This window comes from Haloarcula sp. CBA1129, from assembly GCF_008729015.1.
In the GTDB taxonomy this organism is placed as follows: domain Archaea; phylum Halobacteriota; class Halobacteria; order Halobacteriales; family Haloarculaceae; genus Haloarcula.
The window spans coordinates 623,394-640,810 of sequence record NZ_RKSM01000001.1 but is presented as its reverse complement, the minus strand read 5'-3'; the positions used below and the strand labels follow the sequence as shown (position 1 = coordinate 640,810).

The 17,417-nt window shown below is 62.3% G+C and carries 22 protein-coding genes and 2 tRNA genes; 12 read left to right on the top strand and 12 right to left on the bottom strand.

Translation table 11 applies throughout. The features are described from left to right. Positions 1-29: 29 nt before the first annotated feature. The 4 genes from Har1129_RS03160 to Har1129_RS21135 all read left to right on the top strand — a co-directional run bounded on the left by Har1129_RS03160 (position 30) and on the right by Har1129_RS21135 (position 3,360). A complete protein-coding gene (locus Har1129_RS03160; protein WP_151099340.1) occupies positions 30-773 on the top strand; it encodes a cell surface protein in 744 nt (247 codons plus the stop codon). Between the two features lie 18 nt (positions 774-791). Further along, on the top strand, positions 792-1,214 hold the full coding sequence (locus tag Har1129_RS03155; RefSeq protein WP_151099339.1) for a hypothetical protein: 423 nt from the start codon (positions 792-794) through the stop codon (positions 1,212-1,214). Between the two features lie 312 nt (positions 1,215-1,526). Then, on the top strand, positions 1,527-3,062 hold the full coding sequence (locus Har1129_RS03150) for a TrkH family potassium uptake protein (RefSeq protein WP_151099338.1): 1,536 nt from the start codon (positions 1,527-1,529) through the stop codon (positions 3,060-3,062). Positions 3,063-3,225: 163 nt separating this feature from the next. Further along, complete coding sequence (locus tag Har1129_RS21135) at positions 3,226-3,360, top strand: hypothetical protein (protein ID WP_008309346.1); 135 nt, start codon at positions 3,226-3,228, stop codon at positions 3,358-3,360. Between the two features lie 100 nt (positions 3,361-3,460). On the opposite strand, the gene Har1129_RS03145 is transcribed toward Har1129_RS21135, so the two are convergent. Continuing rightward, the gene (locus Har1129_RS03145; RefSeq protein ID WP_151099337.1) at positions 3,461-3,898 is read right to left on the bottom strand and encodes a hypothetical protein; all 438 of its coding nucleotides are present in this window, start codon (positions 3,896-3,898) and stop codon (positions 3,461-3,463) included. 141 nt (positions 3,899-4,039) lie between these two features. On the opposite strand from Har1129_RS03145, the gene Har1129_RS03140 reads away from it, so the two are divergent. Both Har1129_RS03140 and Har1129_RS03135 read left to right on the top strand, forming a co-directional pair. Then, positions 4,040-4,918 carry a shikimate kinase gene (locus tag Har1129_RS03140; protein WP_151099336.1) on the top strand — a complete coding sequence of 293 codons (879 nt, stop codon included), beginning with the start codon at positions 4,040-4,042 and terminating at the stop codon, positions 4,916-4,918. After that, a complete protein-coding gene (locus tag Har1129_RS03135) occupies positions 4,915-5,208 on the top strand; it encodes a chorismate mutase (protein WP_004592890.1) in 294 nt (97 codons plus the stop codon). The genes Har1129_RS03140 and Har1129_RS03135 overlap by 4 nt, the downstream gene beginning before the upstream one ends. Positions 5,209-5,213: 5 nt before the next feature. On the opposite strand, the gene Har1129_RS03130 is transcribed toward Har1129_RS03135, so the two are convergent. The 4 genes from Har1129_RS03130 to Har1129_RS03115 all read right to left on the bottom strand — a co-directional run bounded on the left by Har1129_RS03130 (position 5,214) and on the right by Har1129_RS03115 (position 7,599). After that, positions 5,214-5,894: a carbonic anhydrase gene (locus Har1129_RS03130; protein ID WP_151099335.1), complete on the bottom strand. Its 681-nt coding sequence runs from the start codon at positions 5,892-5,894 to the stop codon at positions 5,214-5,216. 313 nt (positions 5,895-6,207) lie between these two features. After that, positions 6,208-6,388: transfer RNA gene (locus Har1129_RS03125), tRNA-Trp, on the bottom strand. Between the two features lie 54 nt (positions 6,389-6,442). Continuing rightward, a complete protein-coding gene (locus Har1129_RS03120) occupies positions 6,443-6,670 on the bottom strand; it encodes a DUF5795 family protein (RefSeq protein WP_151099334.1) in 228 nt (75 codons plus the stop codon). Positions 6,671-6,711: 41 nt separating this feature from the next. After that, complete coding sequence (locus tag Har1129_RS03115) at positions 6,712-7,599, bottom strand: DUF5794 domain-containing protein (RefSeq protein WP_151099333.1); 888 nt, start codon at positions 7,597-7,599, stop codon at positions 6,712-6,714. 413 nt (positions 7,600-8,012) lie between these two features. Here Har1129_RS03115 and guaB point away from each other — a divergent pair, with 413 nt between their 5' ends. Beyond that, positions 8,013-9,497 (top strand): IMP dehydrogenase, encoded by a 1,485-nt coding sequence (guaB, locus tag Har1129_RS03110; RefSeq protein WP_151099332.1) that lies wholly within the window; start codon positions 8,013-8,015, stop codon positions 9,495-9,497. 206 nt (positions 9,498-9,703) lie between these two features. Here the strand turns inward: guaB and Har1129_RS03105 are convergent, their stop codons facing one another. Next, on the bottom strand, positions 9,704-9,928 hold the full coding sequence (locus Har1129_RS03105; RefSeq protein ID WP_151099331.1) for a hypothetical protein: 225 nt from the start codon (positions 9,926-9,928) through the stop codon (positions 9,704-9,706). Positions 9,929-10,015: 87 nt separating this feature from the next. Between Har1129_RS03105 and Har1129_RS03100 the strand changes: the two genes are divergently transcribed. Then, complete coding sequence (locus tag Har1129_RS03100; RefSeq protein WP_151099330.1) at positions 10,016-10,456, top strand: GNAT family N-acetyltransferase; 441 nt, start codon at positions 10,016-10,018, stop codon at positions 10,454-10,456. Positions 10,457-10,665: 209 nt separating this feature from the next. Here Har1129_RS03100 and Har1129_RS03095 read toward each other — a convergent pair. Continuing rightward, a tRNA-Lys gene (locus tag Har1129_RS03095) sits at positions 10,666-10,739 on the bottom strand. Positions 10,740-10,993: 254 nt separating this feature from the next. On the opposite strand from Har1129_RS03095, the gene Har1129_RS03090 reads away from it, so the two are divergent. Beyond that, positions 10,994-12,460, top strand: coding sequence for a DHH family phosphoesterase (locus tag Har1129_RS03090; protein ID WP_151099329.1), 1,467 nt, complete (start codon positions 10,994-10,996; stop codon positions 12,458-12,460). On the opposite strand, the gene Har1129_RS03085 is transcribed toward Har1129_RS03090, so the two are convergent. After that, positions 12,457-12,756: a PRC-barrel domain-containing protein gene (locus tag Har1129_RS03085; RefSeq protein WP_151102076.1), complete on the bottom strand. Its 300-nt coding sequence runs from the start codon at positions 12,754-12,756 to the stop codon at positions 12,457-12,459. The genes Har1129_RS03090 and Har1129_RS03085 overlap by 4 nt on opposite strands. A 203-nt stretch (positions 12,757-12,959) precedes the next feature. Here Har1129_RS03085 and Har1129_RS03080 point away from each other — a divergent pair, with 203 nt between their 5' ends. Then, positions 12,960-13,415 carry a redoxin domain-containing protein gene (locus Har1129_RS03080; protein WP_151099328.1) on the top strand — a complete coding sequence of 152 codons (456 nt, stop codon included), beginning with the start codon at positions 12,960-12,962 and terminating at the stop codon, positions 13,413-13,415. Here Har1129_RS03080 and Har1129_RS03075 read toward each other — a convergent pair whose 3' ends face one another. Both Har1129_RS03075 and Har1129_RS03070 read right to left on the bottom strand, forming a co-directional pair. Continuing rightward, a complete protein-coding gene (locus Har1129_RS03075; RefSeq protein ID WP_151099327.1) occupies positions 13,416-13,955 on the bottom strand; it encodes a GNAT family N-acetyltransferase in 540 nt (179 codons plus the stop codon). Positions 13,956-14,010: 55 nt separating this feature from the next. Continuing rightward, on the bottom strand, positions 14,011-14,529 hold the full coding sequence (locus Har1129_RS03070; RefSeq protein ID WP_225307728.1) for a GNAT family N-acetyltransferase: 519 nt from the start codon (positions 14,527-14,529) through the stop codon (positions 14,011-14,013). 116 nt (positions 14,530-14,645) lie between these two features. Between Har1129_RS03070 and nth the strand changes: the two genes are divergently transcribed. Next, positions 14,646-15,329 (top strand): endonuclease III, encoded by a 684-nt coding sequence (gene nth / locus Har1129_RS03065; RefSeq protein ID WP_151099325.1) that lies wholly within the window; start codon positions 14,646-14,648, stop codon positions 15,327-15,329. An 11-nt stretch (positions 15,330-15,340) separates the two neighbouring features. Here nth and Har1129_RS03060 read toward each other — a convergent pair whose 3' ends face one another. Further along, positions 15,341-15,847: a universal stress protein gene (locus Har1129_RS03060; RefSeq protein WP_151099324.1), complete on the bottom strand. Its 507-nt coding sequence runs from the start codon at positions 15,845-15,847 to the stop codon at positions 15,341-15,343. Between the two features lie 90 nt (positions 15,848-15,937). Next, positions 15,938-16,420 (bottom strand): hypothetical protein, encoded by a 483-nt coding sequence (locus tag Har1129_RS03055; protein ID WP_151099323.1) that lies wholly within the window; start codon positions 16,418-16,420, stop codon positions 15,938-15,940. Positions 16,421-16,507: 87 nt separating this feature from the next. On the opposite strand from Har1129_RS03055, the gene Har1129_RS03050 reads away from it, so the two are divergent. Further along, the gene (locus Har1129_RS03050; RefSeq protein WP_151099322.1) at positions 16,508-17,413 is read left to right on the top strand and encodes a hypothetical protein; all 906 of its coding nucleotides are present in this window, start codon (positions 16,508-16,510) and stop codon (positions 17,411-17,413) included. Positions 17,414-17,417 lie beyond the last annotated feature (4 nt).

Here is a 17,417-nt window from a genome sequence, read left to right as displayed (position 1 = left end):
CCTCTCTCATCTTTCGATACAGCAACACAATGACCGACGATACCACCTGTTCCGTACGCGGTCGCGTCCGAACCGCCAGCCGCCCCCTTGCGCTCGTCGCGCTCGTCCTCCTCACAGGGACGGCCCCCGCGCTCGCTGCAGGGCAGACCACGCCGACAATTAGCATCGACACCGGTTCCATCGCCGCCGGCGAGACGACGACTGTTCCAGTGGTCCTGACGAGCGCGCCGGACGGACTGGCCGGCTATCAGCTCGAACTCTCGGTCGACGACCCCTCGGTTGCCCGGTTCGAAGGCGCGAGTTACCCCAGCCGCCTCGGGCTCACGACCGACCCAGTTATTGCCTCAGACGGTGGGACAGTCACGCTGGAGGCAGCTGACCTCGACGGGCAAGTCGAACCCGGAGCTACCGATGTGACGCTCGCGACAGTCGCGCTCACCGGCGTCGACGGCGGCGAGGCGCGGGTCACTGTCGCATCGAGTCAGGTCGACGCCGACGGCGGCGGCGCAGTCGAGCCGACGACCGAGCCGGCAGTGCTCGCAGTCTCTCCGAGCGAACCGACTGAGGCAGGGGCCGCCGTGACCGAAGCCCCGTCACCCGCCAGCGAGGCCACAGCCGAGCCAGCGGGTACCACAGAGGGCGATGCCGCGGGCGACGGCGACCAGTCGACGACCGGGGCAGACGGTTCACTCCCGATAGCGCTGACCGTCGCCGCACTCGCCGCACTCGCCGCGGTGGCGGCGCTCGCAGCTAGCACCAGCCGACAACCGTAGCACCAGACCAACCGATCTATGCCACAACCAGACACTGCTGCTGGACCGACGGACAGCTTGACTTACCGCGAGTACATCCACAACGTGCGCATCGTCGAACGACCGACAGGTGACGGCGACACACGCTACCGATTCGAGGCCCCAGAGCACGAGGGCATCGAATTCGATGCCCCCGAGATAGCGACGCTGTACGCCGACGTGTACTTCGACGTGAACGGTTTTCAGGAGGCCGGAACCGGCGAACGCGGCGTGCCGCCCGAGGTCATACAGGCAGGCCGTGATACGCTGGTCGCTTACTTCCTCACGCAGGACGGCGTCGATGTCCACTGGGCCGCCTCGTTCTACGGCGAGAAGCCGGAAAAAATCGAGCGGTACGTCTCACGTGTCCGCAAGCGGTCGAAAAAGATCCGCGAAGGGGCGAAAGAACAGGGCTACACCTGAACCCACCGCTCTCAACACCGAACGGAGAGTACAGACCGATCAGCTCTCACCTCAGACGCCTCAGCAGCTCTAAAATAGGGCAAAACTACGACTCGCATGGACTACTCTTGGATTGTCTCCAGCGGTTCCCGTCGGGCCAGACCGTATCGGCCGCTGCGACCGCGCAAGCACAGTCTACGTGCTGTTAGGTCGGGAGACGAAACGCAACGAACCGACGCCGTTCCGGGTATCTCCGTCGGAATCCGCGCTGTTGGAACGTGGGACTTTTTCATATCGGGAGTGTGAGCGTCAGTTAATGGTCGGTGATCAGTGATGTCGGTTCGCGTCGACTGGCGACAGAGCGTGGCTCTGACCGGCACTGTAATCAAGTATCTCGCCGTCGCAATGCTGGTCCCGCTTGGGATTGGATTGCTATACAGCGAAGATACCGTTGTCTTCCTGATTTCTATCGCGACCGCCGTCACGGTGGGCGTAGCGCTGGAGCAAGTCAGCGATAGTCACGAACTCGGCCCCCGTGAAGCGCTGCTGTTTGTCGGCCTCTCATGGGGGGCCGTCGCAATTATCGGCGCTATCCCCTATATTATCGCCGGGTACGGGACCGAATCAGCGCTCGGTGAGCCCGTGAACGCGCTGTTCGAGTCGATGTCCGGATTCACGACGACTGGGGCGACTGCTACCGAGGAGATATCGTTTGCCCGTCACTCCCACGCGCTGTTGATGTGGCGACAGCTCACCCAGTGGCTCGGCGGGATGGGGATTATCGTCCTGATGGTCGCTATCCTCCCGGAAGCAGCCGTCAACGGGGCGCAGTTGATCGAATCGGAAGCGCCCGGTCCTGAACTCCAGAAACTCACCCCGAAGATAGCCGAGACTGCACGGCTGCTCTGGCTGTTCTATCTCGGATTTACCGTCCTGCTCGTCCTCATTCTGCTGGTCCTTGGCCAGACGCAGATGGCCCCGAACATGGACGCATACAACGCCATCGCCCACGGATTTTCCACGTTACCGACCGGCGGGTTCTCCCCGCAGGCCGAGAGCATCGCGGCGTTCTCACCGGCTGTCCAGTGGGTCATCATCCCGTTCATGCTCGTCGCCGGGACGAACTTCGCGCTGTTTTACCTCCTCTTGCAGAACGATTACGCGGCCTTCCTTCAGGACCGGGAACTCCAAGTGTATCTCGGTGCGAACGCTGGCGTCGCTGTCATCCTCTGGGGGCTTCTCTTTACCGGGTCCGCTCCGGCGCTGGAAATCGGCGGTGTTACTCAGGGAGCGCTGGAGAACTCGCTTCGACAGGCGACGTTCCAGATCGCGTCGCTGCTGAACTCGACCGGGTACGCGACGAGTAACTTCGCACAGTGGAGCGACACGGCAAAGGGCGTCCTGCTGTTTGCGATGTTCATCGGCGGCTCCGCGGGATCGACAGGCGGTGGCATCAAAATCGTCCGGTGGCTCGTCGTGCTCAAGGGTATCCGACGGCAACTGTTCACGACAGCCCATCCAAGCGCTGTCAAGCCGGTCCGCCTCGGCGGGCAGGTCATCGACGAAAACGCTGTGAACGCCATATACGGATTCACGCTGGTGTACCTGCTCACGCTCGGTGTCGCCACGGTGCTTCTCCTCCTTGATGCGGGCCGTGTCGGGCTCGAACTGACTGTGTTCGAGGCGATGAGCGCGAGTCTGGCGACCATCGGAAATATCGGTCCCGGGTTCGGGTTCCTAGGGCCGTTCGGGAGCTACCTCGACTTCCCGGACACCAGCAAGCTACTGATGATATTCCTGATGTGGCTCGGCCGACTGGAGATCATTCCGGTGCTGGTGATATTCACCGGGGCGTTCTGGAACGAGTGACAACGGGGTTCGTTTCCCTCGGAACGTCTCCCTTCCCAGCGTACTGAACTGATAGTTGAAAGGCTACCCCCTATCGATCACAAGCGCAATACCGGGCCAGCCGACCTGCCAGTGCTCGGCACGCTCCCAAACCACTATACTGTCCCCCATTGAATCGTCCGGCATGGCACACCTCACCGAGCAGTTCGACCATCCGGCGTGGCTGACAGCGGCCGGGACGCTCGCCGGCTACGGCCTCGTCCTCCTGTTCATGTTCCTGCTACTGTTCGTCGTTCCGTACTTCTTGTTCCCAGCCTGAGACGGATTGTTCTAGATGATTTCCGGAGAGTACCCCGGAATCGGACCTCCCAGTACGTCGCTCCAATGGTCCATATGCGCCGAAGTCGCCCCGCCGGCCGCTATTCGTATCTCGAATCGATAAGAAATCCGAGCGAGATGAGTCCACAGACCATCGACAGGAACCCCATGATAGCAAGGCTGAACGGCGGGTCGTCGCCGGGGTACGTTACGAGTCCGACAAAAGAACCGATACTGATGGCCCACAGCCCGACCGTTAACACGAGGTCCGCATACGTGTTCCAGACGTCCTCGAGAGCGGGTTCGAGACGAGCGAGCCACCATCCGGGCATGTCCGCTTGGGATGACGACGCACGACCCAGAAGCTGGCGAACTGCGGGCCGGCCGCCGGCGACGACGAGCGCAGCAGTAGCGAGCGTCGCAATTCCCACCAGCGCCGCCACTGGGGTCCCACGGACCTGCAACAACAGAAACAGGGAGACATAGCCCAGAACCGCGATGCCTGCTGTGAGTCCCCGGAATGCGTTCGCGATGCTCATTTCCTGTTGTCGTCTCCCTTCGAACTTGTCGGTATAGTGTTGTCCGTCTTACTTCGACACGATCACCGCGTTGCTACGGTCGACGTGACCCTTACAGGGGTATCGCAGTTAGTAAATAGGTCCACGAGGGAGTACAGGGCGATGGAAGGGAAGGCAGCAGCGCCCGCAGCAGGGACGGTCCTCAACGCGCTCGCGACCGGCCGCGGCGCGGCGTTTGCTATCGACGAGTACACGACAGCGACCGTCACGCTCTCGACTGAGACCGACGGCGTCACCGGCGAGGTCGCCAGCGCTCCGGACGCCGACACACGGCTCATCGAACGCTGTGTCGAGTACGTCATCGACGCCCACGGTGGCCCGCAAAACGTCGGTGTCCCGGCGGTTTCTGGCGGAACCGTCCGCACTGAGAGCGAGGTCCCGATGGCCTCGGGACTCAAAAGCTCCAGCGCGGCCGCAAACGCGACCGTCATGGCGACGCTCGACGCGCTCGACGCGACCGAGCGGATGAGCCGCGAGGACATGGCCCGCCTCGGCGTCATGGCCGCTCGCGACGTGGGCGTCACCGTCACCGGAGCCTTCGACGACGCGTCGGCGTCGATGCTTGGCGGCGTTACCGTCACCGACAACGAGGACGACACGCTCCTGACCCGCGAAGAAATCGACTGGGACGTGCTGGTCTGGACACCGCCCGAACAGTCGTTCAGTGCTGATGCGGATGTCGAGCGATGCCGTCAGATCGCTCCGATGGCCCGCCTCGTCGAGGACCTCGCGCTTGACAGCGACTACCAGCGAGCAATGACGGTCAACGGTCTCGCGTTCTCGGCCGCGCTGGACTTCGAGACGGACCCGGTGCTCGACGCGCTCCAGCACGTCGAGGGCGTCTCGCTGTCCGGAACAGGGCCGTCGTTTACCGCTGTCGGCGAGCGAGCGGCACTCGAAGCGGTACAGACTGCTTGGGACGAACGACCCGGAGAAACTTGGCTGACGACGACACAGACCGAGGGAACACACACAGTATGAGCACGAATCCGAACCCAGAGGACATGTCGCTGGACGAACTGCGCGACGAAATCCGGACTATCGACCGGGAGATCGTCGAGAAGATCGCACAACGAACCTACGTGGCCGACACCATCGCACAGGTCAAAGACGAGAAAGGCCTGCCGACGACCGACGAGCAACAGGAGCAGGCTGTCATGGACCGCGCTGGCGACAACGCGGAGCAGTTCGACGTCGACGAGAACCTCGTGAAAGCGATCTTCCGGCTCTTGATCGAGCTGAACAAGGTCGAACAAAGAGAGAGTCGGTAGCCGGATTAGTACTCCCAGAGGCGGTTGATCCGTGAGTCGATGTCGGGATTCGCCGACCGGAGCGCGTCGACATCGGTTTCGCCGTCGATGTTGATGACGTGGACTTCGCCCCGTCGGCCGCCGTACACGTCCTGAAAATCGTAGACGACGCCGAACACGTCGACAGCGTCGGGAACGTCGTCGCTACTGCAGAGAAACTCGACTTGCCTGTCGACGTTGTACTCGACGAGTCGGTTGATCGCCGCCGCCCGCTCGACGTCCTCGGGGAGGCGTTCCAGCGCAGGCTCGAGATGTGGCTTGAGAACGCCGAGACAGTGCTCGATACCGGCCGGTTCATCAAGGCCGTCCGTCAGGTCGTCGTACGTCGCTGTCACCGCCCCACAGCCAGTGTGGCCGACGACGACGGCAGTCTCGGTCATCGTGTGCTCGATGGGGTACAACACGTCACCCGAGACCGCCTCGCCGGACGCGGTCCGCTGGATGACCCGGTTCCCGATGTTACTGCATGTGAAGAGATGCCCCGGTTCGCTGTTGCCCCACATATGATCCTGAAGGACCCGCGAGTCCGAGCAACAGACCGTAACAGCGTCCGGCGTCTGTGCGTTCTGGACGCTGTCGAACCGATCCCGGAACGCCGCCGCGTGGTCGGCGTTTCCGGCAAGTAAATCGCGTAATAACTGGCTCATGCGTGGGCAGATAGCCGCCACGAAGTAAACTCATTGGGCTTGGGCAGTGTTGGTTTGCCCACCTCGACGCCGACTGCCAGCGTCTGGGCTTTCAGACCGCTCTGACTGACCTGAGAGAGGGTTGTGAGACTATATCTGGAAGAGACTAGACGTGCTACACGGTGAAAGCAAACAGGCAGCTAGACCTGAAAGAGTAACAGTATGGGGTCGGAGGGGTTTTCACCCGACTGCGAGACTCACTTCGTTCGTCTCGCGTGGCTCAAATCCGCCTCTCAACAGTTCTGCCGCTCGCGTTGTAGCTCGCGGCAGGAAATGGGGTCGGAGGGATTTGAACCCCCGATCGGCTGATATCTCCGTCCTGCGCCTCGGAACTCCAGAGGGTCATCGTCGCGAACCGGTGATCAGCCGGCCGCTCAGTATATCAGCCCTCGAAGTGTCGTCCCAGGCGCGTGGCCTCTGGAGTCAGCCGCCTTCCCGGACTAGGCCACGACCCCGCACTCCGGCGTAAGCCGACTCGCATTAAAGGGATTTCGATTGCCAGACGGCGCTCAGTCGCGGTCGGTGTCCGACCAGCTACACTCTTGGCATTTATAGCCAGTAACAAATTCCAGTGCAGAGGGCATATAGCCGACAGAAATGACGTTTTCGCCACATTCAGGGCAGTCGTCGTCAGCGTCTTCGATAGGCTCTGCGTCCATGACGTTCTCGCCTTCGATGAGTTCGGCCAGGCTTTCGGGGGTCTGCATCCGGCCTTGGACCACGCGATTGTCGCTCATACCGGACAGGCGGGCCTGATGGGCCTAAAAGTTCTCCCTCGTCACAGCCACGGGGCGCGTTCCTGCTCGGGTTCGTACTCGACCGCGGCCCCTTCGTCGGTCTGTTCGTCGGCGGCGACGCCTTGGGACGCGCCGCCGTCGGCGAAGGCAGCGGTGAGGTCCACGGCGTCGGGTCGGTATTCCGTGTGGCGCGTGCGGGCGTTCTCCGGGTCGAACGACAGCAGCGCAGTGACGGCGAGCACGGCCAGTGCAACCGGGGCGTCGGTCGGCATCACGCCGAGGACAGAGAGGGCGAGGACGCCAAGCGCGACAGCGCTCCCGAAGCGGAAGCGGTCGATGTCGACGGCGTTGCGGAGCCACGGACTCGCCAGTGCAACGGCGAGGGCGAAGCCGATACCGACGCCGGTGGTGGCGGCCGCCCGGAGCAAGACGCCGGGTTCGATGGCAGTGACAAGCTTCGCGCCGGCGGGGTCAAGGCTGGCCAGCAGGCCGAGTCCGACGATGACGGCTGGCCGCGGCAGGTACTCGCCGATTCGGGCGCTCGCGGTCTGTGCTGCGATAGCGAGGATGACGAGGCCGGCGAAGCGTTCGAGCGTCCCCAGTTTGACGATCCCCGCAATCGTCGGGGCGAGTGCTGCTTCGATGAGCGCAATCGGCATCAGGACGGCTCCGATGAGCAAGACGGCCCGGGCCTGCTGCCGGGGGCCGCCTTCGAGTTCGGCCAGCACAACGGCGACGGTGGCCGACCCGCCGAAGACGAGCAAGCCTACTTCGAGGACGCCCATCCATGTCGAAAGTGCCCCCGCGAGGACGAGCACCGGGAAGATGCCGTCGACGAGCGGGAGGCCCATCACAGTTGCCAGCAATCGGCCACCGCGGCCGACCTGCTGCTCGATGTCGAGTGCAATCGGGTGTCTGGAGATACTCATGTCGTGTTACAGTCGAGCGTAACCCAACTCCCGTCGGGAGGTTCTCACTCGGTCCTGACGAACACGACAGAACTGCCAGAACTTGGGGCCGAACCACGCGAACGCTGTGTTGCCCGACGCTGTAGGCGTCATCTGACGGGCAATACCGTTCCGTGCGGGTTCGGTGAGTCGCATGTTTTTAATTATCCTTCATTCCCACATAACCGTTGCGTGAGAACTGCGCACATACGCCACCGTTTCTCCGGAATCGTCCGTCGTTTGTGGACGAATGTCTCACATTCGGGAGCAAGGTATGACAAGTGACGTGTCAGGGGCGTATTTCTGGAAGGCACCTCTTGAGTCAGGTGTGGCATCGAACCCCACGTAGCGCCGAGTCTCGCAACGTTTTTGCCGGGCCGTGGCGGACGATTTACATGGCGAACGATTCCGAGCCTTTCTCAGAGAAGCTCCGAGTGCCGGAGGCGCTGACGTTCGACGACGTACTCCTCAGACCCAAGGAGTCCCGCGTCGAACCGGACGAGGCAGACACGAAGACCCAAGTCTCGAAGTCGGTCGAGCTGACTGTCCCCGTCATCTCCGCGGCGATGGACACCGTCACCGAGAGCGACATGGCGATTGCGATGGCGCGACAGGGTGGTATCGGCGTTCTCCACCGCAACATGAACGCTGACGAGATGGCGACCGAGATCGAGCGGGTCAAACGCGCCGACGAACTCATTATCCGCGATGTCGTAACGGCCAGCCCGAACCAGACGGTCCGCGAGGTTGATGAGATGATGGAACGCGAGGGCGTTTCCGGCGCGCCGGTCGTCGACGACGATACCGGCGAAGTGCTGGGCATCATCTCCGGGACGGACATCAGGCCGTATCTGGAGGTCGGCGAGGACGACGCCGTCACGGATGCGATGACGGACGAAGTCGTCACCGCTCCCGAGGACGTGACACCGCGGGAAGCGCTGGAACTGATGTACGACCACAAGATCGAGCGTGTGCCCATCATCGACGAGGAGAACCGGCTTGTCGGGCTGGTCACGATGCAGGGCATCCTCCAGCGCCGTGAGTACGATCAGGCCGCTCGCGCAGACGACGGCTCGCTTCGCTGTGGTGCCGCCGTCGGTCCCTTCGAGATGGACCGCGCGCAGGTCGCCGACGAGGCCGGCGTCGACATCCTGTTCATCGACTGCGCACACGCCCACAACGCGAACGTCATCGAGAGCGCTCGCGAGATTAAGTCCGAAGTCGATGCCGACGTGGTTGTCGGCAACATCGGGACCCGTGAAGCCGCCGAGGCTGTCATCGACTTCGCCGACGGCGTCAAGGTCGGTATCGGTCCCGGCTCCATCTGTACGACCCGCGTGGTCACCGGTGCAGGAATGCCCCAGATCACCGCCGTCGCGCAGGTCGCCGACGTGGCGAGCCAGCACGATGTGCCGGTCATCGCCGACGGCGGCATCCGGTACTCCGGCGACGCCATCAAGGCCATCGCTGCCGGTGCGGACGCGGTGATGCTGGGCTCGTACTTCGCTGGGACTGACGAGGCTCCGGGCCGTGTCATCACGATGAACGGCAAGAAGTACAAGCAGTACCGCGGGATGGGCAGCGTCGGCGCGATGAACGAGGGCGGCGGCGAGCGATACCTCAAAGACGACGAGGAGGGCGAGGAGTTCGTCCCCGAGGGCGTCGAAGCCGCGACGCCGTACAAGGGCTCGCTGGCCTCCGAACTCCACCAGCTTGTCGGTGGGATGCAGTCCGGCATGGGCTATGTCGGGGCCGAGACGATTCCCGAGTTCAAGCAACGTGCAGAGTTCGTGCGGGTCTCTGCCGCGGGACAGCAGGAGAGCCACCCACACGACGTGATGATTACGGACGAAGCACCCAACTACAGCCCCGACAGCTAAACGCTGACGACTGGCAGGGACGAAAAGAGCCGAAACCGATTATAACGCGGTTTCGCAGGCCGGACTACACGCTTCTTTCTCCGCTGCGTTCGCGTCGGGATACGCTTTGAACGACTCACCACAGCTCGAACACTCGAACGTGTCGAAGTCGGACATAGCGGACTACCATACTCGCGCCGCGGAAAAAATTATTTCGGGATTGTCGTTCAGTCGTAGTAGTCTTCGTCCAGCGGCAGTTCTGTCCCGGACGACGTGACTTTGTCGACGGTCGCCTCCAGACGGAGTGTCTCGCTGCATTCGGGGCAGATGGCCGCCACGTCAACCTGTAGAGAGTCACCGGAGTCGTAGATTCCCAGAACCTCCGCGTCAGAGGCGTACAGATACTCCGCCGACAGTTCGTGCTCGTGGTTGCGAGCGTAGTCGTACGTCATACGTGCCCGCTACACTCCCAGTTGTGTTGATGCTTTCGGCGATTCTCAGTAACAGCACATACAGGGGGCCCACCCAAAGCGACTGGCATGAGCGACTACACTGTCGAAGTTGGGACGTGGGAGGAGTTCGAAGAGGCGGCAACAGCCGTCCGAACAGCGGTGTTTGTCGAGGAACAGGGCGTTTCCGAGGACGAAGAACTCGACGGGAACGACTCGGATGCCGTCCAGTTTCTGGCCAGTGACGGCGAACAGCCCGTCGGCACGGCTCGACTCCGGTTCCCCGAGTCCACGGTCGGCAAGGTCGAGCGGGTCGCAGTCAGGGAACCTCATCGGGGGGATGGCGTCGGCGCAGCGCTGATGCGAGCCGCCGAAGACGCCGCGCGTGACGACGGCGCGACGAAGCTCAAACTCCACGCACAGACCCATGTCGAGCCGTTTTATCAGCAGCTCGGCTATGAGACGGTCAGCGACGAGTTCGAGGAGGCCGGTATCCCACACGTCGAGATGCGGAAGCAACTGAACGGCTGAGCTGACTGTACGTCGATCAACGAGCCAAGCGGTCGGCCTTCGCAGTTCACTTTCGCTCGATATCCGCTTCGCTCCTCACGGATGAGTCAGCGCAAAAGCGGGCCGGAAGGGATTTGAACCACGGTCGGACGTGCTCGTTCCGCTGTGCGCGACCTCCCTAGCTCAAACCCTTCGAGCGTTTTCACTGCTCACGTTCGTTCGCCGGAAAACGGGCCGGAAGGGATTTGAACCCTCGACCGACGGCTTAAGAGGCCGTCGCTCTGCCAGACTGAGCTACCGGCCCAGTGCACTCATTTCTCTGGACGGCCCGGTAAAATAGGTTTTCATTCGGACGCCTCGTGTCGGTCGGTCTCACGACTCTTGCACACACAGTCGGCTAGCAGCGATGGACTGGCATAAGAACCGTGCGAGGCGCGACGATTACCGTCTTGGGCGACGTTTGACCGCCTCTCGAGTCGCTCTCACAGGAGGCCGTTCCCAGTTGGTGGAGAAATAGCTGGCATTAAAGAGGCTTGACGCCAAGCGATACAGACACTAATGAGTACAGCCAGCGGCATCACGATGGCCTCTATGTCGACCTACGCCATCCTCGGGTGTGGGAGTGTTGGCCACGCCGTGGCGGAAGAACTCGTCGAGGAGGGGAAAGACGTACTCATCCTCGACGCGGACGAGGGACGGGTCGAGGCGCTCCGTGATCAGGACCTCAACGCACAGCAAGCCGATATCTGCGAGACTAACGTCGCCCAGACGGTTGCCGACCGTGATGTGGTCCTCATCATGTCCCCGGACGTAAACGCCAACGCCGAGGCAGTCCAGAACATCCGCGAGTCCGGCGGCGAGCAGTTCATCGTCGCACGCGCCGACGACCCGGTGTCGGCCGACGACCTGACCGAACTCGGCGCGGACGTGGTCATCAACCCCTCCGCGGTCATCGCGGACTCGGCGCTTCGAGCGCTAGAAACCGGCGAACTGGAGTACAAGGCCTCACAGCTCGGGGATGTCATCGACGGGACCGAGGAACGCATGGCGATACTCATCCACCGGTCGCCGGACCCCGATTCCATCGCATCGGCGGCCGCGCTACGGTCCATCGCCGCGAGCCGCGACGTAGAGGCCGATATCATCTACGAGGGCGAAATCGGCCATCAGGAGAACCGCGCGTTCGTCAACCTCCTCGGTATCGAACTGACCTCGAACGAGGATGTCGACCTCAAAGAGTACGACACGTTCGCGCTCGTAGACGTTGCCAAGGGCGGCGAACCGGCTATCGACACGGTAGACATCGTCATCGACCACTACGAGCACGAACACGAACTCGAACACGACGCTGCCTTCTCCGATATCCGGCCGAATATCTCGGCCACGTCGACGATTCTGACGAAGTACATTCAGGAGTTGGACCTCAACCTCGACCAGAGCGTCGCTACGGCACTGCTGTACGGCATCCGCGCCGAGACGCTGGATTTCAAGCGGGACACGACGCCGGCGGACCTGACCGCCGCGGCGTACCTGTACCCCTTTGCCGACCACGACACGCTCGAACAGGTCGAATCGCCGTCGATGAGTCCGGAAACGCTTGACGTGCTCGCCGAGGCAATCCGAAACCGCGAGGTGCAGGGAAGCCATCTCGTCTCCAACGCCGGGTTCATCCGGGACCGCGACGCGCTGGCGCAGGCAGCCCAGCATCTCCTCAATCTGGAGGGAATCACCACGACGGCAGTGTTCGCCATCGCCGACGACACTATCTACCTCGCTGCACGCTCGAAGGACATCCGGATGAACATCGGCAAGGTACTATCGGACGCGTTCGGGGGGATGGGCGAGACGGCGGGCCACTCCACCGACGCCAGTGTGGAGATACCGCTCGGCATCTTCACCGGACTGGATACGAGCGACGACAACAGAGATACACTGCTTGAACTCACTGAAGAAGCGGTCAAACGGAAACTGTTCGAGGCAATGGGCGTCGACAGCTCCAGTAGCGAGAGTTCGAACGGGAACTAGGCGGGGACTTCTTCTTCTTCGTCGCTGGCCTCGGGCTGGCGGAGCCGCTCGACGATATCGCTGACGATGACGACATCGCCGACAGCCTGCACCCACCGGTACGGAATGATGACGCCCCGTGCTGCGTTCACTTCCTCGTCGAACAGCTCCGTGTTGAGCTGGTGGAGTGCCAACCCTGTCACTTCCTTGCGGTCGAGTTCCAGCCGAAGGTCCTCGACTTCACCGACGAACACACCGTTTTTCGAATACACCTCGCGACCAACGAGGGCTGTAATCTCCTGTGGCAGATTCTCCATTCCCATACGACGGTGGTTGGTCGGACGGCTTATAAAGCTTCTTTGCGACTGAAACGTCTCCAATTCGGTAGAATAAATGCCACGTGGCACTCCCGGCCAAGGACCGCTGGGCTCATGCCGACACCGCTATCGGTATCTCCGCGTAAATAGCAGTCGCCTGTCTGGGTCGCGGGACTTTTGTTCCGCTTCCCCGTTCGCTCGGTATGCTCAGTCCCGGCGACCCCGCCCCGGACTTCGACCTGCAGGGGACCACGGACGGCGGTGTTGGTGCCTATCGGCTGTCGGCCGCAACGAACCGTGCGCCGGCAGTCGTGGCCTTCCTCCCCGGCGAGGATCCCGATTCGCGGACCCTTCTCACGGAGTTAGCCCAGACGGACTGGGCGAGCGTATCGGACGCTGTCGCAGTCTTTGGCGTTCTCCCGGCGGGTATCGACGACTGTCGGTCGCTCGCGGCGGCGTTGTCGCTTCCCTACCCGCTGCTGGCCGACACCCACGGCGTCGCTACCCAGTTCGGCGTCCGAAAACAGGGCAGGACCGTGCAGCGAGCGGCGTTTGTCGTTGACCAGCGCTGTCGTGTTCGGGTGGCGACAGCGTTCGACGACATCGACGGGACCGTGCCGGGCCTCGACACGGTTCTGCGCGGCCTTGCCGAGTTGTAGCTACTCACCGCGGTCCAGTTCGCTCTCTAGCAGCCCGTAGATGTACACGTCCTCGTAGCGGCCATCGCGGAACCAGTGGTCCCGCATCGTCCCCTCCCGCTGGAACCCCGCCTTTTCGAGCACGCGTTGAGAGCCCTCGTTGCCGGCGAAGACTTTCGCGTACACCCGGTGGAACCGTCGCTCTTGAAAGGCGTACTCGGTGAGCGTCCGAGCGGCGTCGGTCGCGTAGCCGTTGTCCCACGCGTCCGGCGCGAGCCAGTAGCCGAGCTCGGCCATTCCGATCCGGTCTGTGACGTCGTTCAGCCCGATGATGCCGACCGCCTCGCCGTCGACACAGACGAGCAGGTGGACATCATCGGTCTCACCGCTGGTGACGGACTCGACCCACTCACGTTCAGCCCGTTCGGAAATCGGCTCCGTGGCTGAGAGGCCGTGTCTGACTTCCGGGTTGTTGACCGTCTCTTGCAGGAACGACACGTCTTCGTCTTCGACCGTTCGGAGCGTTATTGTCTCGCCCCGGAGGAACGCTGGTCCGGGCATACACAAGCCGACGAGGGGATACTGAAAGAAGCTTCGGGAAGTGTGTGAAACCCTTTCAGGGAGTCCACTCAGTAGCGAGGAGGCCATACTCCAGCAGGTCGACGTATTCGCCGTTGACGAAGGCGTGGTCGCGGCGTCGTCCCTCCTGTTGGAATCCCACTTTTTCGAGCACACGCGCGGAAGCCGGGTTGGTGGCGTAGCAGTCCGCACCGAGTTTGTTCAGTCGCAGTTCCTGAAACGCATACTGTGCGAGACAGTCCACAGCATCGGTCGCGTAGCCGTTGCCCCAGTGATCCGGACAGATCGAGTACCCGAGCACACCAAATCCCCACGGGTGGTGGTCTTCGTGAAGCAGACACGTCCCCACCGGCTCATCGTCCACACAGACGACGAAGTGCGTGTCGGCGTCGCGACTGTCGAGGTCTTCGGCGGCAGACTCGGAGAGTGGCTCGTTGAAGCCGATATTATGCCGGACCTGCGGGTCGTTTAATAACCGCTGTAGCAGGTCGCTATCGGCTGCTTGCTGCGGGTGGAGCGTCACCCGCTCGCCGTGGCTGAACACTGGTCCTGACACGCCTGAACCCATTCACAGTTGATACAAGGGTGTTGTTGTAGTATGAGTGACGGTAGCACAGAGTACCAGACAGTGCAGAACGACACGTCAAAGGGAACCCAGCACTGCTCTGGGGTATGGGAACGCCGTTGGAGTCACGTGAGGAACAGGCAACGGAAGTCGTCGACCGACTGCACGAGGAATACCCCGATTCGACTATTTCACTGACCTACAGTAATCGTCTGGAACTGCTGATTGCCGTCGTCCTCTCCGCACAATGTACCGACGAGCGAGTCAACGAGGTCACGGCAGACCTGTTCGAGAAGTACCAGAGTGCCGAGGACTACGCCGCGGCCACCGAGGAGCAACTCGCCGAGGATATCTACGGGATCACGTTCCACAACAACAAGGGCGGCTATCTGCAGGGAATCGGTGAGATTCTGGCCGAGGAACACGACGGCGAGGTACCTGACACGATGTCGGCGCTAACCGACCTGCCGGGCGTCGGTCGCAAGACGGCAAACGTCGTCCTTCAGCACGGCCATGACATCGTCGAAGGCATCGTCGTCGATACACACGTCCAGCGCCTGTCGCGGCGACTGGGACTCACTGAGGAAGAGCGGCCGGAGGCTATCGAGCAGGACCTGCTCGACGTGGTTCCCAGCGATGAGTGGCAACAGTTCACGCATCTGCTCATCGACCACGGACGAGCGGTGTGTGGCGCACGATCCGCGGACTGCGAGGCGTGCGTGCTCGCAGACATCTGTCCCTCCGAGAAAGGGGACAGCGACGTCGACCTCGCCAGCGGCGAGGCGTGGTAGCCCCGCGCACTTCAGTTGTCGTCCTCACCGAGGCGAACAGTGAGAACAGGCACATCAGACGTTCTAACGACTTTTTCGGCGACGCTGCCGAGTAGATACCGTTCGACCCCCGTTCGACCGTGGGTCCCCATGACGACGAGGTCGATGTCGTTTTCGTCGCTGTAGTCGAGGATTGCGCTGTGTGGTGGGCCGCGTTCAACAGCAGTGACAGTGTCGACTGTGTCGATCTCGTCTGCCGCCGCGTCGACGATAGCCTGTGACCGCTTCTGCAGCGACGAGTCGATATCGTGTTCCTCGCCGACCATACCCGGCTCTGATTCGTCGTGCTCCTCCGCAATCATGCCGGTCGTCGCTCCTTCCGGGCCTGCGCTGGTCATCCCGATATGCGGTGACGACGTATCGAGGACAGTCATAATGTGTAACGCCGCGTTGTGCGTCTCGGCAAGACCCCGTGCGTGTGCCAGTGCGGCTGCTGCTCCGTCGCTACCGTCCGTTGGAAAGAGGATGCGTTCGTACATTGGAACCACAGCTAGCGATAGACATGCAAGACTAATGAAACATAGAGGCTGTTCGCAGATTCCGAGAATCAGACCCGCTGTCAGCGGCGCTTACGCCACGTACCGGAGTGCATACCGGGCGATACCGACCAGATACGCCAGCAGCCAGAAGATGACGTATCCGAACACGCCGATACGGAGTCGAGACCGCCAGTGGCTGAACGTCTCATCGCCGATTTCGTCTAGCAACAGGTCTTCGTCGTACTCGTTGTAGAGGTCGTGCTCCCGTTTTGCACGGAAGATACGAACGATCCCTGTCCCGCCGAAGGCGAGCAGCGCGTAGGCCTGCAGGCCGAGCATCGCGTGGACAGCGGACAGGCCGCCGAGTTGGTCCGGCAGGCGCGGGATCATCCAGAACACCATCGGGACAGTCGTCAACACGAGCCCTGTTGTGACGAACTTCAGATGATGTACGAGCACGTCCCAAGTGACCGGCTCTGTCTCGATGATGTAGTACGCGCCGTACAGGAAACAGGGGAGGCTAAGCGTCACCGACAGCAACACGACTGTGGCCACGAGGCCGTCCGACACCATGGGCCGACCTAGGGACAGTGCTCGCTAAAGACTGCCGGATGCAGCAGGTCAGAACTTGTAAGCCGTCGCGGTCCGTACAGTCGGGCAATGGCCGACCCGGACTCGACGTCTCCCACGGAGGACGAGCGCGGGAACACCTCTGCGGACGCGGTAACTGCCGAAACCGAGCCCGGCAAACACGGAGCTGAGGACGACAGCACTGTGGCGGACGATGGCGGCGAGTCAGGCGAGGAACTCGATACCGAAGCGCTCCGAAAGCAGGTCGAAGAGAAGTACGACTTCGACAACTTCGGCCCGGCGGACATGGCCGAGATGACCGCCGAGGAGTGGGACGTCGCCTTCGACGAGGAGTCTTGGATTACCGGCGACGACCTGCTTGACCGAGTCACGCGAGACCTCCGAAACCGCGTCGCAAACCGCGACGTGTTCGCCCGTATCGAGCGCCACCGGGACCCGCCGCGGGTGCTTGCGTACTCCGACGAGGGATACGCTGTCGTCTATCCCGATGGCAGCCTCGAAGGCGAGGGGACCGTCATGCGTGACGTAAAGCCCACGGTCGCGCTGTGTTCCATGGATTCCTACGACGTGCCCGAAAACGTCCCCGACAGGCCCCTTCCCCAGCCGGAAGAGGTGCCCGAAGGAGGCGGTGAACTCGGGAACTGGATGCTGCAGGCGATTGCCGGGGCACAGTTTTTAGCCGGGATTGCACTGCTGGGGGGCGCAGTACTTGCGACCGCTGGCGTCATCGGCAACAGAGGGACCAGCATCGCGCTGCTAGTCGTGGCCGGCGTTGCCTTCCTCGGTGTGTCGCTCGTCCTCTTTTTCACCGTCGCAAACGCACGACTCTCGGATACGTTCCGCTCCGAGGAGTACAGAGACAGACTGCGGGCTATCGGACTCGAGGACGGCGAACGACCGGAGTTCGTCCCAGAGCTCGACCCGGAGAATTCGGGGTCTCCCGACGGGGGCAGCGAGACTGACGAAGCCGGGTAATGAC

Bases quoted from the DNA above. Each gene is read 5' to 3' on its own strand.
- Har1129_RS03135 (WP_004592890.1), top strand. From the start codon at position 4,915: ATGAGCACGAATCCGAACCCAGAGGACATGTCGCTGGACGAACTGCGC.
- Har1129_RS03075 (WP_151099327.1), bottom strand. From the start codon at position 13,955: ATGCCCGGACCAGCGTTCCTCCGGGGCGAGACAATAACGCTCCGAACG.
- Har1129_RS03160 (WP_151099340.1), top strand. From the start codon at position 30: ATGACCGACGATACCACCTGTTCCGTACGCGGTCGCGTCCGAACCGCC.
- Har1129_RS03085 (WP_151102076.1), bottom strand. From the start codon at position 12,756: ATGGAGAATCTGCCACAGGAGATTACAGCCCTCGTTGGTCGCGAGGTG.
- Har1129_RS03105 (WP_151099331.1), bottom strand. From the start codon at position 9,928: ATGACGTACGACTACGCTCGCAACCACGAGCACGAACTGTCGGCGGAG.
- nth (WP_151099325.1), top strand. From the start codon at position 14,646: ATGGGAACGCCGTTGGAGTCACGTGAGGAACAGGCAACGGAAGTCGTC.
- Har1129_RS03100 (WP_151099330.1), top strand. From the start codon at position 10,016: ATGAGCGACTACACTGTCGAAGTTGGGACGTGGGAGGAGTTCGAAGAG.
- Har1129_RS03090 (WP_151099329.1), top strand. From the start codon at position 10,994: ATGAGTACAGCCAGCGGCATCACGATGGCCTCTATGTCGACCTACGCC.
- Har1129_RS03115 (WP_151099333.1), bottom strand. From the start codon at position 7,599: ATGAGTATCTCCAGACACCCGATTGCACTCGACATCGAGCAGCAGGTC.
- Har1129_RS03055 (WP_151099323.1), bottom strand. From the start codon at position 16,420: ATGGTGTCGGACGGCCTCGTGGCCACAGTCGTGTTGCTGTCGGTGACG.
- Har1129_RS03150 (WP_151099338.1), top strand. From the start codon at position 1,527: ATGTCGGTTCGCGTCGACTGGCGACAGAGCGTGGCTCTGACCGGCACT.
- Har1129_RS03060 (WP_151099324.1), bottom strand. From the start codon at position 15,847: ATGTACGAACGCATCCTCTTTCCAACGGACGGTAGCGACGGAGCAGCA.
- Har1129_RS03130 (WP_151099335.1), bottom strand. From the start codon at position 5,894: ATGAGCCAGTTATTACGCGATTTACTTGCCGGAAACGCCGACCACGCG.
- Har1129_RS03080 (WP_151099328.1), top strand. From the start codon at position 12,960: ATGCTCAGTCCCGGCGACCCCGCCCCGGACTTCGACCTGCAGGGGACC.
- guaB (WP_151099332.1), top strand. From the start codon at position 8,013: ATGGCGAACGATTCCGAGCCTTTCTCAGAGAAGCTCCGAGTGCCGGAG.
- Har1129_RS03145 (WP_151099337.1), bottom strand. From the start codon at position 3,898: ATGAGCATCGCGAACGCATTCCGGGGACTCACAGCAGGCATCGCGGTT.
- Har1129_RS21135 (WP_008309346.1), top strand. From the start codon at position 3,226: ATGGCACACCTCACCGAGCAGTTCGACCATCCGGCGTGGCTGACAGCG.
- Har1129_RS03050 (WP_151099322.1), top strand. From the start codon at position 16,508: ATGGCCGACCCGGACTCGACGTCTCCCACGGAGGACGAGCGCGGGAAC.
- Har1129_RS03140 (WP_151099336.1), top strand. From the start codon at position 4,040: ATGGAAGGGAAGGCAGCAGCGCCCGCAGCAGGGACGGTCCTCAACGCG.
- Har1129_RS03120 (WP_151099334.1), bottom strand. From the start codon at position 6,670: ATGAGCGACAATCGCGTGGTCCAAGGCCGGATGCAGACCCCCGAAAGC.
- Har1129_RS03155 (WP_151099339.1), top strand. From the start codon at position 792: ATGCCACAACCAGACACTGCTGCTGGACCGACGGACAGCTTGACTTAC.